At 60.4% G+C, this 15,675-nt stretch carries 15 protein-coding genes; 8 read left to right on the top strand and 7 right to left on the bottom strand.

The window, feature by feature from the left end; all coding sequences use genetic code 11:
- The first annotated feature begins 55 nt into the window (after nucleotides 1–55).
- Nucleotides 56–832: an enoyl-ACP reductase gene (locus HDF15_RS11875; RefSeq protein ID WP_184255766.1), complete on the top strand. Its 777-nt coding sequence runs from the start codon at nucleotides 56–58 to the stop codon at nucleotides 830–832.
- 311 nt (nucleotides 833–1,143) lie between these two features.
- Here the strand turns inward: HDF15_RS11875 and HDF15_RS11880 are convergent, their stop codons facing one another.
- On the bottom strand, nucleotides 1,144–2,970 hold the full coding sequence (locus HDF15_RS11880) for an ABC-F family ATP-binding cassette domain-containing protein (protein WP_184255768.1): 1,827 nt from the start codon (nucleotides 2,968–2,970) through the stop codon (nucleotides 1,144–1,146).
- Nucleotides 2,971–3,117: 147 nt separating this feature from the next.
- Between HDF15_RS11880 and HDF15_RS11885 the strand changes: the two genes are divergently transcribed.
- A complete protein-coding gene (locus HDF15_RS11885; RefSeq protein WP_184255770.1) occupies nucleotides 3,118–4,098 on the top strand; it encodes a phospholipase D-like domain-containing protein in 981 nt (326 codons plus the stop codon).
- A gap of 337 nt (nucleotides 4,099–4,435) precedes the next feature.
- Here HDF15_RS11885 and HDF15_RS11890 read toward each other — a convergent pair whose 3' ends face one another.
- From HDF15_RS11890 to bshC, 4 genes are all read right to left on the bottom strand, one after another.
- Complete coding sequence (locus tag HDF15_RS11890; protein ID WP_184255772.1) at nucleotides 4,436–5,110, bottom strand: hypothetical protein; 675 nt, start codon at nucleotides 5,108–5,110, stop codon at nucleotides 4,436–4,438.
- 50 nt (nucleotides 5,111–5,160) lie between these two features.
- A complete protein-coding gene (locus HDF15_RS11895) occupies nucleotides 5,161–5,469 on the bottom strand; it encodes a hypothetical protein (RefSeq protein WP_184255774.1) in 309 nt (102 codons plus the stop codon).
- 23 nt (nucleotides 5,470–5,492) lie between these two features.
- Entirely contained in the window at nucleotides 5,493–5,717 is a 225-nt protein-coding gene (locus HDF15_RS11900; protein WP_014265932.1) for a superinfection immunity protein, read from the bottom strand.
- Nucleotides 5,718–5,910: 193 nt separating this feature from the next.
- Nucleotides 5,911–7,557, bottom strand: coding sequence for a bacillithiol biosynthesis cysteine-adding enzyme BshC (bshC, locus tag HDF15_RS11905; RefSeq protein WP_184255776.1), 1,647 nt, complete (start codon nucleotides 7,555–7,557; stop codon nucleotides 5,911–5,913).
- A gap of 167 nt (nucleotides 7,558–7,724) precedes the next feature.
- Here bshC and HDF15_RS11910 point away from each other — a divergent pair, with 167 nt between their 5' ends.
- From HDF15_RS11910 to HDF15_RS11925, 4 genes are all read left to right on the top strand, one after another.
- Nucleotides 7,725–8,390, top strand: coding sequence for an NUDIX hydrolase (locus tag HDF15_RS11910; protein ID WP_260331023.1), 666 nt, complete (start codon nucleotides 7,725–7,727; stop codon nucleotides 8,388–8,390).
- A 238-nt stretch (nucleotides 8,391–8,628) separates the two neighbouring features.
- Nucleotides 8,629–8,844 (top strand): cold shock domain-containing protein, encoded by a 216-nt coding sequence (locus HDF15_RS11915; RefSeq protein WP_044178653.1) that lies wholly within the window; start codon nucleotides 8,629–8,631, stop codon nucleotides 8,842–8,844.
- A 140-nt stretch (nucleotides 8,845–8,984) separates the two neighbouring features.
- Nucleotides 8,985–10,823, top strand: coding sequence for a PHP domain-containing protein (locus HDF15_RS11920; RefSeq protein WP_184255780.1), 1,839 nt, complete (start codon nucleotides 8,985–8,987; stop codon nucleotides 10,821–10,823).
- A gap of 157 nt (nucleotides 10,824–10,980) precedes the next feature.
- Nucleotides 10,981–11,556: a hypothetical protein gene (locus HDF15_RS11925; protein ID WP_014265937.1), complete on the top strand. Its 576-nt coding sequence runs from the start codon at nucleotides 10,981–10,983 to the stop codon at nucleotides 11,554–11,556.
- Nucleotides 11,557–11,676: 120 nt separating this feature from the next.
- Here HDF15_RS11925 and HDF15_RS11930 read toward each other — a convergent pair whose 3' ends face one another.
- Nucleotides 11,677–12,522 (bottom strand): hypothetical protein, encoded by an 846-nt coding sequence (locus HDF15_RS11930; RefSeq protein WP_184255782.1) that lies wholly within the window; start codon nucleotides 12,520–12,522, stop codon nucleotides 11,677–11,679.
- Nucleotides 12,523–12,615: 93 nt separating this feature from the next.
- Between HDF15_RS11930 and HDF15_RS11935 the strand changes: the two genes are divergently transcribed.
- Both HDF15_RS11935 and HDF15_RS11940 read left to right on the top strand, forming a co-directional pair.
- Complete coding sequence (locus tag HDF15_RS11935) at nucleotides 12,616–13,608, top strand: FAD-binding oxidoreductase (protein ID WP_184255784.1); 993 nt, start codon at nucleotides 12,616–12,618, stop codon at nucleotides 13,606–13,608.
- Between the two features lie 103 nt (nucleotides 13,609–13,711).
- Nucleotides 13,712–14,878 carry a citrate synthase gene (locus HDF15_RS11940; protein ID WP_184255786.1) on the top strand — a complete coding sequence of 389 codons (1,167 nt, stop codon included), beginning with the start codon at nucleotides 13,712–13,714 and terminating at the stop codon, nucleotides 14,876–14,878.
- A gap of 88 nt (nucleotides 14,879–14,966) precedes the next feature.
- Here the strand turns inward: HDF15_RS11940 and HDF15_RS11945 are convergent, their stop codons facing one another.
- A complete protein-coding gene (locus tag HDF15_RS11945) occupies nucleotides 14,967–15,563 on the bottom strand; it encodes a DinB family protein (protein WP_184255788.1) in 597 nt (198 codons plus the stop codon).
- Between the last annotated feature and the right edge of the window lie 112 nt (nucleotides 15,564–15,675).

Here is a 15,675-nt window from a genome sequence, read left to right on the forward strand (position 1 = left end):
TCCGCCAAACTGCTATCCTTAGCGTCGGATAAGTTCATCAAGGAGTTAGCAATACATGATCGACATGAAGGGTAAAGTGGCCGTCGTCTTCGGCCTCGCCAACAAACGCAGCATCGCCTATGCCATCGCCGAAAAGCTCGCCGCCGCCGGAGCCACCCTCGTTCTGGGCTACCAGTCGGAGCGGTTGAAGAAGGAAGCCGACGAGCTGATCGAGAGCCTCGGCCAGACCGGCACCGGCCGCACCATCCAGTGCGATGTCTCGCGGGATGAAGAGATCGACAACGCCTTTGCAGAGATCAAAGCCGCCTTCCCGGCCATCCACACCGTCATCCACTCGGTAGCCTTCGCCCCCGCGGACGCCATCAAGAACGACTTCCTCGAGACCAAGCGCGAAGACTTCCGCATCGCACACGATGTCAGCGTCTACTCCCTGATCGCCATCGCGCGCAGCGCAGCCCCGCTGATGACCGAAGGCGGCTCGATCCTGACGCTCACCTACTACGGCAGCGAGAAGGTCTTCCCGAACTACAACGTAATGGGCGTCGCCAAGGCCGCGCTCGAAGCCACGGTACGCTACCTCGCCGCCTCACTCGGCAACAAGGGCATCCGCGTAAACGCCGTCTCCGCCGGCCCGATCAAAACCCTGGCCGCACGCGGCATCGGCGACTTCAACACCATCCTGGACGCCGTTACCCAGCGTGCTCCTCTGCATCGCAACGTTGAACAAGCCGAGGTAGGCAACACAGCGTTGTTCCTCTCCAGCGACCTCGCCAGCGGCATTACGGGCGAGATCACCTACGTGGATTGCGGCTTCAACATCACCGGAATCTAAGAGCTCTTGCCGTGGGCTTTGGCCGTTGCTTTTGCCTTTGCAGTTCTAGTTGTCATTCCCGCAGGGAATCTGCTTCTGCTTCTGCTTCTGCTTCTGCTTTTGTCGTTGTTCTTGCTTTTCTGGTTGTCATTCCGAGGCGCAGCCGAGGAACCTGCTTCCTCCCGTTCTTCGTTCGTACCCCGAAGAAACGCAAGCAAAAGAACCTGCTTTCCCCCGCTTTTCACCTGTGCTGACACAGGCAAAAAGCGGGAGAAAGCAGGTTCCTCACTTCGCTCAGAATGACAACTAGAAGAACAACGGCAACGGAGCCCTTACCCCAGCTTCTCCGTCAGCTCCGCCCACCGCTCATACACCGTATCGTGCTCGGCCTGCGCGGCTTCCATCTCCGCTAACGCCGCCGTAAGCGCGGCAGCATCGGTAGCCACTGCCGGCTCAGCCAAACGATCATGCGCCGCCGCCATACGAGCATCGGCAGCATCCACCCGCGCCTCGATCCCATCGAACTCGCGCTGCTCCAGGTACGAGAGCTTCTTCTTCCCCCCCGAAGCCCCGCCCCCACGCTTCTCCGGAGCACTCGCTGTCTCCTGTTTGCTGTTCCCTTCTTCCTGTTCCTTCCACTCTTCCCACTGCGAGTAGTCGGCAAAGATCCTCGACCGTCCCTTGCCATCCAGGCCCAGCACCGTATTCGATACACGATCCAGCATGTAGCGATCGTGCGTCACCAGCACCAGCGCCCCCGTGAACTCCAGCAACGACTCTTCCAGAATCTCCAGCGTAGGAATATCGAGATCGTTCGTAGGCTCGTCGAGCATCAGGACATCGGCAGGCTGCAGCATCAGCCGCGCAATCAACACGCGCGCCCGCTCACCGCCGCTCAGTCGATCGACCGGCTGATTCAACTGGTCGCCCGAAAACAGGAACTTCGCCGCATAGCTCGCCACATGTACCACGCGGTCCTGGTAGACCACCGAATCGGAGTCCGGCGCAAGCGACCGCCGCAGCGTCAACGAAGGGTCAATCTCACGCATCTGAGAAAAGTAAACGATGCGCAGTGCATTCGCCCGCTTCACCGTCCCGGCACTCGCCGGCAACTCACCCGACATCGCACGCAGAATCGTCGTCTTGCCGCTACCGTTCGGGCCCACGAGCCCAAGCTTCATCCCGTTGGTCAGGCCGAAGTTCACACCGCCGACGATCTCGCGTCCGCCCAGCGTAATCGAAACACCTTCCATCTCGATGAGCCGCTTGGTCTGCCGGTCGGTCGCCGCAAACTCGATGCCCGCCGACGACGTGCGCGTCCGCGCATCCACCTCGGCCAGCTTGCCGATCAGCTCATGGGCGTTGTCGATCCGGGCCTTGGCCTTGGTCGCACGCGCCTTCGGTCCACGCCGCAGCCAATCGATCTCCGTCTTCACCCGGTTCCGCAGGCCCTCCTGCATCTTCGTCTGCGACTCCATGTACTGCTCGCGGCCCTCCAGGAACTTGGAGTACGTCCCGCGCACCCGCAGCACACCCTCCGCATACACCCGGCTCAGTTCAACAACCTCGCTAGCGGCATTCTCCAGAAAGTAGCGGTCATGCGTGACCACCACGCTGGCAAAGTTCGCCGCGCGCAGCATAGCCTCCAGCCACTCAATTCCTTCGAGATCAAGATGGTTTGTCGGCTCATCGAGCAACAGCACATCGGGCTGCGTCACCATGGCCTCGGCGATCGCCAGGCGCTTCTTCCAGCCACCGCTCAGGCTCGCGGCCTCGGCGTCCATGCGCACATGGCTGTCCGCTCCATCGTCGGCAAACCCGGCGCGCCCCAGCGTCTCGCGCAGCCGCTGTTCGTGCTCATTTTCCGGCACATGCGCACGCTGCAGCGCCTTTTCCACCACGCTGCGCACGGTCGCGCCCTTGGCAAACTCGGAGATCTGCCGCACATAACCCACACGCGCGCGCTTGCGCACGGCCAGTTCGCCTGTGTCGGGTTCTATATCCCCCGCCAGCACAGCAAGCAGGGTAGACTTACCAGCCCCATTCGGCCCAATCAGCCCAATGCGGTCGCCGTCGTTTACGGCAAAAGAGATCTTTTCAAAGAGGGGCGTCGCGCCAAAGCGTTTCGACACGCCCTGAGCATTCAAAATCGGCGGCATATCTACCAGTTTACCGGTCGCCGCACCTGTATTACTTTTCCGTGACGAAACCGTTATCCACAACGACGAAAATTCATTGGACAGTCCCAAACACAGGCTCTACCCTGCTCGCAGTTTCAGGTTTCACCAACCAGAATCGAGGCTCCTGTGAAGTACACGCCTTTCCGCATCGTCCTGCTCTCCCTCGCCGCCACCCTCCTAACCAGCGCAGCCCACTCCCAGACGATCATCACCGAACCCGACCAGGGCTTTACGCCGATCTACAACTTCATCAACACCGCCACCAGGACGCTCGACATGACCATGTACGAGCTCGTCGACACGACGGCAGAGAAAGATCTCGCCGCGCTCGCCAAGAAGGGTGTCACCGTCCGCGTCATTCTCGACCAGAATCTTGAGAAGAGCAGCAACACCACGGCCTATAACTACCTCAACGAAAACGGCGTTTCGGTCCACTGGGCGAACCCCACCTACTCCGCGACCCACCAGAAGACCATCACCGTCGACGGCGACTCTTCGATGATCCTCACGGCAAACCTCACCAGTGAGTACTACTCGACCACCCGCGACTTCGCCGTCATCGACACCAACCAGACCAACGTCGCCGCCATCGAGAAGGTCTTCAACGCCGACTTCACCAACGCCACCGTCACCCCCAGCACGGCCTACAGCCTCATCTGGAGCCCGACCGATTCCAGCACCGATCTCGTGGCCATCATCAATGGTGCAACCCAAAGCCTGACCGTCGAAAATGAAGAGATGAGCGACTCCACCATCGTCACCGCTCTGGAGAACGCAGCCAAGCGCGGCGTCGTCGTAAAGGTCATCATGACCAACGACGACAACGAGTACGAGAGCGAGTTCAACGCCCTCAACAAGGCCGGCGTACAGATCCGCACCTACAAGGACACCTCCACGACGCTCTACATCCACGCCAAGGTCATCCTCGCCGACTACGGTGTTAGCGGCGCGGAAAAGATCTTCGTCGGCTCGGAGAACTTCTCCGTCGCCTCCCTCACGAAGAATCGCGAGCTGGGCCTGACGATGGCCACAGCCTCCATCCTCGAAACCTTCAACACCGTGCTCACCAGCGACTTCACGGGCGGCACAGCCTGGACCACGACCTAGCCGTTACTTCGTTGAAGAACCAGCGTTACCCCATAGCGCGAAGCGCAAACCGTGACGCTTTAGCGTCGCGGGACGGAGGGAGCCGTAGCCTTCAGGCTACGGAATTAGAGGCTTAGCGAAGATGTGGCCTTTAGGCCCGGGCCTTCTTTCAGCTGCGAACAAAAGGCCCGGGGCTAAAGCCCGATTCTCGCCTGCCCTTGATTCCGTAGCCTAAAGGCTACGGCTCCCTCCGTCTCCCTGATGCTTCAGCATCAGGGAACGCGCTTCGCGCTGTGCTGAAACGTCAGGGTTTGCGCTTTGAGCTATGGCGAACACGGCCAGGTCAGGTCGTAGAGGGTCAGGCTTTATACATCACCCTGATCTCCGGCTGGTTGCTGTCGGCGAGATGCAGGAACCTCATGCAGCCGTGCAGAAGAGTCAGCGCTACGATCACCAGAAACAGGAGCGGCCAGATGATCAGATGCCGCCGTATGCGACGCCGCCCCGACATTAACGCTGCGACGGCCAGTATCTCGGCCGCGGCGCTCCCCGACGAGTAATTGTTGACCGGCGGAGGCGGATATCCTGGCTGCCCATAGGGCGGCGGCGGGCCGTTATAGCCTCCCGAAGGAGGGGGATAATTCGGAGGGTAGCCCGTGCCATACACGGGTGCACCGTAGCTCGCACCAGGCGTGGCGCTTGGCCCTCCACCATAGACAGGCCGATAGCCGCCCTGCCCCGAGGGCGGAGGTGGCGAAGGCGGTGGCGGGTAGCCTTGCGGTGGATAACCTGCCCCTTGCTGCGGCGAATAGCCCGGTGCGGGAGGATAGCCTGGCGCCGTTGGATATCCAGATGCCGTTGGATATCCCGGCACAACCGGATAGCCCTGCGGATAGGCTCCAGCAGCCGATGGTGGTGCCTGTGGTCGCACTGGAGGCTGGTACGCCGGGGTTGCGACCGTCTCCCACGCCGGCGGCGCTTCCTTGGACAGCGTCGACTCGCCCTCTTCAGGCCTCTTCGATTCCTCGCTCATCAATCCTCACTCTTTCGTCGAGAAGAATCCAGCGTGGCCCGGTACCTGTACTACTCCAGATCGAAATCCCGCATCGGCCTCTCGCCCAGAGGCGACTCCTTGGCCTTCTTCACAGCCTCGGCAAACCGCTTCGCCATCAGGTCGTCCTTGTTCTTCTCCGCCTGCACCGAATGCGCGAAGAGCGACTCCCGGCGGGCATCCGACTCCTTCAGCGCCTTGGCCGCCGCGCCGAAGTCCTCGAACGTCTTCTTGCGCTGGGCCGAGGTATGCGCAATCACCGAGCGCGTCACCGGATCGATCTTCAAGATTCCACTGCAGTCCGGACACGTCACTTCAAACGCCTGATCGCTTAGTCCCATCGCAAAACACCTCGATGGACATTTTAGAACCGGCGCGGCTGCATCGGCGAATAAGCGTAGACATACTTGGGCTCGCTGCGGAACGCCCAAATCAGGGCGACGATCCATCCGATCACCGTCCAGCCGAGAAACAGGTTCAGCAGAAAGATACCGACAACGCTCCGCGAACCGCGCAACGCCGCGACGATCGTGGGAAGAAAGTGAATGGCTCCAAACGGAAGAAGGCACAACGCGAAAAGAACGTGCATGACGTAAAACCTCTCTGGAAGCTGTTACGTATTCCCAACGATTGTAGTTCCATCCAGCATCAGCAGATCGTACAGCGAAGTCGTTGCCGTTGCCTGTTTTTCGCCGTCATCCTGAGCGGTACGCGAAGGACCCCCGCATTTTGTACGATTCCAGAGGAAAAGCACGCTGCCCAGACCAGCAATCTACAAAACCCTACAGGTAGATCACCCGATGCCCCGGACACTCCTGCCCGGCATGCTCCACCAGCAACTCCGGCAGCGCATCTCCATACCGAGCCACAAACCAGACCCCACCCAGCAGCCGTTCCTGCAAATGCCCATCCGGGAACAGATTCAACATCATAGCCGTCGCATGCTTCTTGAGAGACGCTTCCTTCTGCACCTCGAACGCCGCCGCCATCCGCCGCAGACGATTCATCTGGTAGCGCATCTTGCTGGCCGAAACCCCTGCCGCACGGGCCAGGTCCGCACTCATCGCGCTCATGTACTCGGTCAGCGCGGTCAACTCGATATCCATCGCATTGCCCACAGCCGCAATCTTGCGCTTGCCTTCAATCGGCATCGCCCGAGCCCCCAGCCGCAGCGCGAGCGCATCCACCGTCTTGGCCTCGAACATCTGCGCCAACGAGACCTCATGCGTCGCCATCGCCGTAGCAATCGCAGGCTCGATGAGTGTCGCCGAAAGCCGCGGCAATACCGGCGTCACGCGCCCCAGAATCTTCTCGTACACCACCGCCGACTGCGCGAAGTAAGCAATCTCCGCCGGACCGCCGATATAGGCCGCCGTCGGCAGAATGCGATCCTGAAACACCGGCCGCAGCAACGCATTGGGACTCAAACGCTCCGGTTCATTCTCAAGAATCGCGAACAGGTCTTCGGTGGAGTAACTCTGCGAACCGGCCTTCCACTGGCCTTCGCCAAGCCGGCGTAACGGTAACCGTGCACCCGTCTCCGCGTCCAGCAGGAACAACAACGAATGTCCCCGAGCCACAAGCACCTGGGCATGATACCCACCGCTCACAAGCTCCTCGCTCCGCTTCAGCAGAGCGTCTTCAATCTCTTCAGCATGCGCAATCGCCTCACGCAGCACAGGCGCGCCCAGCGCATGAAATTCGCGTATCGAGGCATCCATGACGATCAGGCCCTGTGCGGCAAAGATCTTGCTGATCAGCCGCCCGAACGCACCCGCCAGATGGGCATTGGGCGCATAACAGGCCCGCAGCAGCTCACAGACCGGAGCCCATCCCAAAAGCTCGCTGGCACGATCCAGCTCAGCCTCCAACCGCAGCCGTCCCTCTTCATTGCCGCCATCGACCCGCAGACCGCCCACCGGCACCGGACGTTCCGCCCGCAGTCCCAGCCGCAGCGTCTCCGTCTCAGTCTTCGAGAGCAACGTCACCTGATCGACTTCCGCCAGATCGTGGTCCTCGCTCGCCAGCCAGAACACTGGAACATGATCCCGTCCACTGGCCTTCGTCGCGTCCTGGGCCTTCCTGATGGCCGTCGCGGCCTTCAGCAGCGTCAGCAGTGGTCCGCCGAACAGCGCAACCTGCTGCCCGGTAACGACCGCCGCTGCGCCATTCCGTAATCGTTCGATATTCGCCAGCACCGCGCCGCTCGCGTCAAAGCCGTCGGACTGCCTTAGCAGGGCATCGGCCAGCCGTCCCCGATGCGCGGCCTCCAGTTCCGGCGAGCTCTTCGCCCAGTCCATCGTGAAGGGGTCGGACGGATACCACCGCCGCAGAGCGGCAGCATGCGCGGACGAGCGCATGTCCGCGTAGTCGCGGAACAGCGCGGTCGTTCCCGGTAGTGTCGAGAGGTCGTGGCACTCAACGTTCATTCAGTTACAGTCTCTCATCCTGATCTTGTTTGGATGGCAGAACAGGGCATACCGATGCAAAATGCAGAGGGTAGAGCGTAGAGGATAGAGCGTAGAGAAAACAGATTTTGCCTCTACACTCTACCCCCTACACTCTATCCTCATGTTCTTTCATGTACTGTACGGTCATGGCACCGACAAAGACACCCTCCACAAAGAAGAAAACCCCTGCAAAGAAGCCTCTTGCGGCTTCCTCCAAGCCGGCATCGCCAAAACCGGCCAAGCCCCTCAAACTCTCCGGCAAGGGCCGCACGCTCTCGTCGAAGGTTGTGTATAAGGGCAGAATCTTTTCCATCACCGCCGACGATGTCGCAGAACCAGGCGGTGTTCGCGCCAAGCGCGACGTCATCCGCCACAACGGCTCGGTGGTCGTGCTCGCGGTCGACACCAGGACCAACCCCGCCGATCCCAGCATTCTGCTCATCCGCCAGTATCGCCACGCCGCAGGCCAGTTCCTCCTGGAGCTTCCGGCCGGACGCATCGAGCTGGGTGAAAAGCCCATCCCCGCAGGCAAGCGCGAGCTCATCGAAGAGACCGGCTACCGCGCCAGGCGCTGGTCGAAGTACGTCCGCTACTTTGCCAGCCCTGGGTTTCTGTCCGAGGCCATGAACATCCTGCTGGCGGAAGACCTCACGCTCGGCGAAGCGACCCCCGAAGACGACGAACGGATCGAGATCCACATGACTCCGCTCTCCGAGGTCCTGCGCCTGATCCACGACGGCAAGATCCTCGACGGCAAAACGTTGGTCGGCGTCCTGTTCTACGACTCCCTGCGCCGCACCCAGCAGGCATAAGCTGCAGAAAAACTGCTGCAGAGGTGTGCGGATATCGAGCACGTGATCTATCCGCACACCTCACATTGAAAACCACGAAACATTACTTGCCCGATATCCGAAACGTCCTGTTTCCCATCAGTTAGAAATAAAACCCCAACCTCCAGTCAGGCATCCCAAAGGCCCGGTTTTGCATATAAACCAGTACGAGCTTTCCGCTCACGCGGGGAGCCCATTTTCCGTTTTTGGGAAGGGCCTCATGGCACAGTACAAGGGCACGGTTAAGTGGTTTAACAATGCAAAGGGTTTTGGGTTTTTAGCACGGGATAGCGGTCCGGATGTGTTTGTCCACTACAGCGCCATCCAGCTTGACGGTTATAAGAGCCTGAAAGAAGGCGATGAGGTTGAATTCGACGTCATCCAGGGAACAAAAGGTCCGCAAGCGGACCAGGTTGTTCGCACAAAGGCTATATAACGTGTCGCGTCTAAAACCTCGTTGAGCTTCTCGTTCTCCGCCCACTTTCCGAGGCTTTTCACACACAATCTATCCGTAACTTCAGAGGCCCGGGTGTAGGCATCTACAATCGATGCTGCCCCCGGGCCTTTGGATCACCTATGGACAACATCACTCTCGCCCGTCTGCTCGATGAAACCGCCGCGCTGCTTGAAATCGATGCAGCCGACCCCTTTCGCGTCCGCTCCTACCGCCGCGCCGCAGAGGCCGTCGAGCAGCAGACCACGCGTCTCGCCACCCTGGCGACTCCCGACGCCGACCCCAAAGCCCTGCTCGCCATTCCCGGCATCGGCAAAGGCATGGCTCAGAACATCCGCGACCTGGTCGCCACCGGCAGCATGCCCCTGCGCGAAGAACTGCTGCAGAAGTATCGCCCCACCATGCTCGAACTCCTGCGCCTCCCCGGCATGGGCCCCAAGACGGTTGCGATGCTCCACTCCGCGCTGCAGATCGCCGATATCGACGCCCTCGAAGCAGCCGCTAAACGCGGCGACCTGCTCACCCTGCCGCGCATGGGCCAGAAGTTTACCGACAAGCTGATCAAGGGCATCGAAGACCATCGCCGCAACGCCTCGCGCTTCCGCATCGACGTCGCACGCGAGCACGCCGAACGCATCAGCGAACTCATTCGCCAGTTCCCCGGCATCGACACCATCACCCCCGCCGGCAGTCTGCGTCGCGGTCGCGAGACCTGCGGCGATCTCGACCTGCTCGTCACCGGCCCGGCCTGCGAGGCCGATGTCGTAGCCGCAGCCGTCGAGCACGTTGCCAGCTTGCCTCTCATCGACAAGCTGCTCGCCAAGGGCCAGAACAAGGTCAGCTTCACGTTACGCAACGGCCTGCAGGTCGACGTTCGTCTGCTACCGCGGGCCAGCTACGGCGCCGCACTGCAATACTTCACCGGCTCCAAGCATCACAACGTCGCGCTGCGCCAGCGGGCCATTAAGCGCGGCCTCACGCTCAGCGAATACGCCCTGCTCAGACTCGAAGACAACGTCATCGTCGCCGCTGCCAGCGAGCAGGAGATCTACAACGCGCTCGACCTCGACTACATCGCACCCGAGCTGCGCGAGAACTGCGGCGAGCTGGAAGCCGCGGAGAAACATACGCTCCCCCACCTCATCGTCCGCTCCGATCTTCGCGGCGATCTGCATATGCACACCACCGAGTCCGACGGCGGCAACAGCATCCGCGAGATGGCGGAGGCCGCCATCGAACGCGGCCTCGAGTACATCGCCATCACCGACCACTCGAAGAACCTCGCCATGACCAACGGCATGGACGACACCCGAGCCCTCGCCCATGCCAAACGCATTCGCGAGATCTCCGCCGAGCTTGCCGAGGAGTTCGTCGCCCGGCGTGGCCCGCAGTGGGCACGCTACGAACGGCGCCTGAAGGACAAAGAGCCAAATGCCACGGAGCCCACGATTTCCTTCCGCATCCTCACCGGCGTCGAAGTCGACATCCTGCTCGACGGCACCCTCGACCTCGAAGACGCGACGCTCGCACAACTCGACATCGTGATTGCCAGCGTCCACTCCGGCTTCAACCAGACGCAGGAGGAGATGACCGCCCGCGTCCTTCGCGCCACCGAGAACCCCTATGTGCAGATCCTCGGCCACCCCACCGGCCGCAAGGTCCTGCAACGCGAACCCTACAAGATCGACCTCGCGCAACTGCTTCCGGTCGCCGCCCGGCTCGGCGTCGCCGTCGAACACAACGCCGCACCCGCACGCTCGGACCTCTCCGACCTCCACCTGCGCCAGGCCAAAGAGCTGGGCTGCAAGCTGATCGTGAACACCGACGCGCATTCCATCGCGGACCTCGACCAGATCGACCACGGCATCGTACAACTCCGTCGCGCCTGGCTGACCGCGCAGGACCTCATCAACACCCAGCCAGTCGACCAGTTCCTCTCCACCCTCCGGCCCCGGCCCTGATTTCGCAGCTGCTTTTGTCGTTGCCGTTGTTTGTTTTTCGTCGTCATCCTGAGGCGTAGCCGAAGGACCCCCGCATCTGGAATCACCACGGGGCCTCAAGCCGAAGCACGAACCGCAGCGGCGACAAAAACCACCGGCACGCTATCCTGTTCACACCATGTCCGACCTCAACCTTGGCCCCGCAGAAAGCAGCAGTCCCGCAAAGTCAATCCTGATCGCAGTGATCGTTCTCGCCATCATCGCGGGCGCCGTCTACTACCTCAACCCCCGCAAGACAGCCGAACTCAGCGTCCCCAAGGTTCAGCTCTACGCTGCACAGACAGCCTTCAAAGCCGAAGACAGCAACAGCGGCATGCACGTCATCGGCCAGAGCGCACACATCGAAAACGACCTCTACGTCGTCGCGACCCTGCACATCGACGACAAGCTGCGTCTCCCGCTCTTCATCACCACCATAACCGCAACCTATACGTCTCCAAAGGACGAAACGCTCGACACCACCTCGCCCAGCGCCGCGGATCTTGCACGCATCGAAGAGAGCTTCCCCGCCCTCACGCCGATGATGTCGCAACCACTCGATGGCCAGACCCAGATCGCTCCCGGAGGCTCTGCCGAAGGCACCGTCCTGCTGCACTTCCCCGGCCTGACGGAAGCAGACTGGAAGGCCCGCAAGTCGGCAATCGTCACCGTCAATCTCGCCCATCAAGCGCCGCAGACCATCACCATCCCCTAGGAACCTTTGAGCAAGTGTCTGGCTTTGAAAGGGCGGTACTTTAGTACCGCCGTAAAGCTGCAAACGCAAAAACGCCGCGCATCCAATGGATACGCGGCGTTCCTTGCAACCTCTCAAAAGCTAGGGAACAGAGATCGGAACAGGCGCACTCTTCGGCGTGCTCAGATAACCCGTTACCTCGTTCTTGCTGATGTTGTTTACGACGATCTCGAACAGCGCAGGCGTCTTGCCTGAATAAAACTGCACGGGTTCGTCGAGGTTCTTGTCCTTCTTGTCGATGTTCCTGTCATCCGAGTTCACTGCCAGCGTGTACTTGGAGCGCTTCTGGTCGACCTTCTTCAACTGCACCTTGATGGTTCCGACGTTCTGTGCGGGAGCACCCTTGTGCAGCGTGAACTCATAGTAATTACGATCGCCACGATGCTTCAGCTCTTCCAGCTCGTCATGATTGGTCGCAATCAAGCCGCTCATCACACCGGAATCACCCATCACTCGCGTCAACTGCGTCTTGGTCTGCGCGAGATCAGCCTGCGTCGTCGCAACATCGGTCTTCACGCCGCCAACATCAGACTTCACAGACGAGACATCTGTCTGCACAGCGCCTATCTGCTTGGAAGTCGCATTCTGTTCTCTCTGCAACCGCGCGGTTGTAGCCGTCACCGTTCGTTGGGCCGCAATCAACTCGTTGGACTTGTCCTCCAATTGCTTTTGCGTCAGGCCTACGCTCTGTCCCAGGGTCTGGGCCTGCGCACGCATCCGTTCGTTGGTCTCATCCAGCCGTTGCGACAAAGCGGTGTTCTGCTGACTGGAAGCATCCAATTTCTGTTGTTCGCCCTTTAAAGTGGCCTGTAGGGAGAAGCTCCAGGCAAGCGCTCCCAGAGCCAGTAAAATACCTGCAACAGCTATGCCCGTCAGCCAGCCCGGCACAGACGGCGTTACAACGTACTCGCGATCGTTATCGTTCATTCGACGCTCCTTTTTTCCCGCGCTTATGTCCTAAGTCTCTCTATCTCAACGCTTGGGAGAGTATGGACGCGCTACAACCACAGTTGGATGCCAATGAACGCGAATTCGCTGCCAAGCCCTGACATTCTAATTGCCGGAGCCGGAATCATCGGTCTTTCGCTCGCTCTCGAGCTCCACTTTCGAGGAGCACAAGTGACTGTGCTGGAACGATCTACAGCACTCCAGCACGCCTCCACCGCCGCCGCCGGCATGCTCGCGGTAGACGATCCGCATAACCCTCCTGCGCTATTACCGCTCTCCCAACTCAGCCGCTCACTGTATCCAGCGTTCCTGCAGCGAATCGAATCGCTCTCCGGCCTCGCGGTCCCCTTCCAGACCGACACAACGATCCAGTACATGCCCGACGGCAGTACCCAAAGGCTCGTGGAGCACTCACTCGATCCACGTCAACTCGCCCCCGCGCTGCTTGAGGCAGTCCGCGCGACCTCCATCGATCTTCGCGAGCACACCGAACTTCTCTCCATCACCGAGACCCATCAAAGCCTGCTGCGTGTAGAGAGCAACGGCGAACTCTCTCCCGCGAAGCTCATCCACACCCAGGGCGCGTGGGCTCGCCTGCAGGTACGTCCCGTCAAGGGCCAGATGCTTCGCGTACAGCTCCCTGCCACACTTCCACTGCGCGAGGTCCACCGCACCGAGCACATCTACATCGTGCCGCGCACCCAGGGCCCGCAAGCCGGAACAGCACTGATCGGAGCCACCCTTGAAGACGCCGGCTTCGACACGGCCCTCCATCCAGAGAGCCTCGACCACCTTCGCTCATTGGCCGCACAGCTTCTTCCCTCGCTTGCCGATGAGGCCACAGCCCCACAGGTGGAGGCCTGGGCAGGACTGCGCCCAGCCACCACCGACAGCCTCCCGATCCTCGACGCCCACACACCCTGCCAGTTCCTTGCGATCGGCCACTTCCGCAACGGCATTCTGCTTGCTCCGGCAACAGCAGCCGTCATGGCCGACCTCATCGAAGGCAAATCTCCTGCGATAGATCTCGCGCCCTTCGCGGCCTCTCGCTTAGTCAATAGATAAAATCGAACACAACTACCGATATTCGCTCATCCTCCGTGACAAGCGAATCCACGCGGTTTGATAATCAGTGACGCTGTTGAATTCCCGCTCGGAGAGCGTTCTCATGTCCACCGCCGCACCCAAAGGTCTACAAGACGTCGTCGCCAATGAATCTTCCATCTGCTTTATCGATGGAGACAAAGGCATCCTCTCCTACCGCGGAATCGACATCCACGAGCTCGCGGAGAAGTCCAGCTTTGAAGAGATCACCTATCTCCTGTGGAACGGCGCACTCCCAACCGCTGCCGAGCTCAACGACTTCTCGCACCAGCTCGCCGCCGCACGCCAGATTCCCGACGACGTGATCGCCTTCCTGCGCAACGTCCCCAAAACGGCCTCTCCCATGGAAGTCCTGCGCACCACGGTCTCGCTGCTCTCCATCTACGATGCCGATGAGAAGTCCACGCTGCACACCGCGAACATCCGCAAGAGCTTTCGCCTGACCGCACAGATCGCGATGATCGTTGCCATCTTCGACCGCATCCGCAAGGGCAAGGAGATCGTCAAACCCGACACCTCGCTCTCTCACGCAGCCAACTTCCTCTGGATGCTCAACGGCGAAAAGCCCTCCGAGACGGCCATCAGGGCGCTCGATGTCGCCCTGATCCTGCACGCCGATCACGAGCTCAACGCCAGCACCTTTGCCGCGCGCGTGATCGCAGCCACCTTGTCCGATCTGCACTCCGCCATTACGGGCGCCATCGGCGCGCTCAAGGGACCTCTGCACGGCGGAGCGAATGAAGCCGTGATGCACCTGCTCTACGACATCGACAAGGCCGGCGAAGATCCAGTCGAGCACGTCCGCAAGATGCTGGCGAACAAGGAGAAGATCTCCGGCTTCGGCCACCGCGTCTACACCACCGAAGACCCGCGCGCCACGCACCTTCGCAAGATGTCCGAAGACCTGGGCAAGGACGCCAATCCCAAGTGGTACACGATGTCGCGCCAGATCGAACTCTTCATCAAGGAAGAGAAGAAGCTCAACGCCAACGTCGACTTCTACTCCGCCAGCACCTATACGACGCTGGGCATCGACATCGATCTCTTCACGCCGATCTTCGCCATCAGCCGTATCTCCGGCTGGTGCGCCCACGTGATCGAGCAGCACGACGACAACCGCCTCATCCGTCCGCGTGCCGACTACACCGGCCCCGCGTGGCCTGCACCCTACGTCCCCATGGAACAGCGCAGCTCACAGACCAAGCCCTACCCACCAAAGCCCAGCGCATAAAAGCAGAGCGTAGACCAATAGAGGATAGAGCGTAGAGAAGGCAGCACCTTTTTCTCTACGCTCTATCCTCTACTCTCTACACTCTGTCTTACTTCGCGCTTGCTGGCGGCACGATCCCGTTCATCCGCAGGTACTCCACGATCTGCCCGTAGTGGTCGTATCCGTGTGCGACTCCGAAGGCCGCTACCGTTGCGCGGGTCTGCATCCCATCAGCGCCCTTGATCGTTACAAACGCATTCTCCGGAGTGATCGTAGCGAGCGCCTTGTGCGCGAACACAAACGACGCAGCCAGTGCAGCGACGATATCGTCCTTCTTCGTCATCTCGCCGATGGCCTTCACGTCGACTTCCGGCTTCATACCGCTTACCGTGCTGTAGAAGTAGTAATTCGCTTGAGCCAGATGCGTCGCCTGCTGCGCAAACGTACGCACCGTATCGAACTTTACGGTCTGGGAAGGAGCGAAGATCGCCGCACTCGGTGCAAAGCTATACTTCTCCGCCGGCATCGCCTTCACCGCTCCCATCAGTTCATCTTCAAGAAGGTTCAGCATGTCATCCAGGGCCTTGGAGGGCTCCGCCTTCGCGCCGATAACGGATTTTGCCGCCGATCCCATGGGCATCTGCGCCGTCGCTCTCAGGCAACACGTGCCCAGAACAATTCCTGCCACAATCATCCTTACTTGCATCTCTTCACCTCGGTTAAATTCTGCTCTTGGAGCGACACCATGCTAACAAATGCTCCGTTAGACTTGCGCTTATCTCACGCAACAACTACAGGCTGTCCGTGTTCTAGCAGAG

The sequence above is a fragment of the Granulicella mallensis genome, assembly GCF_014203225.1.
Lineage (GTDB): Bacteria > Acidobacteriota > Terriglobia > Terriglobales > Acidobacteriaceae > Granulicella > Granulicella mallensis_A.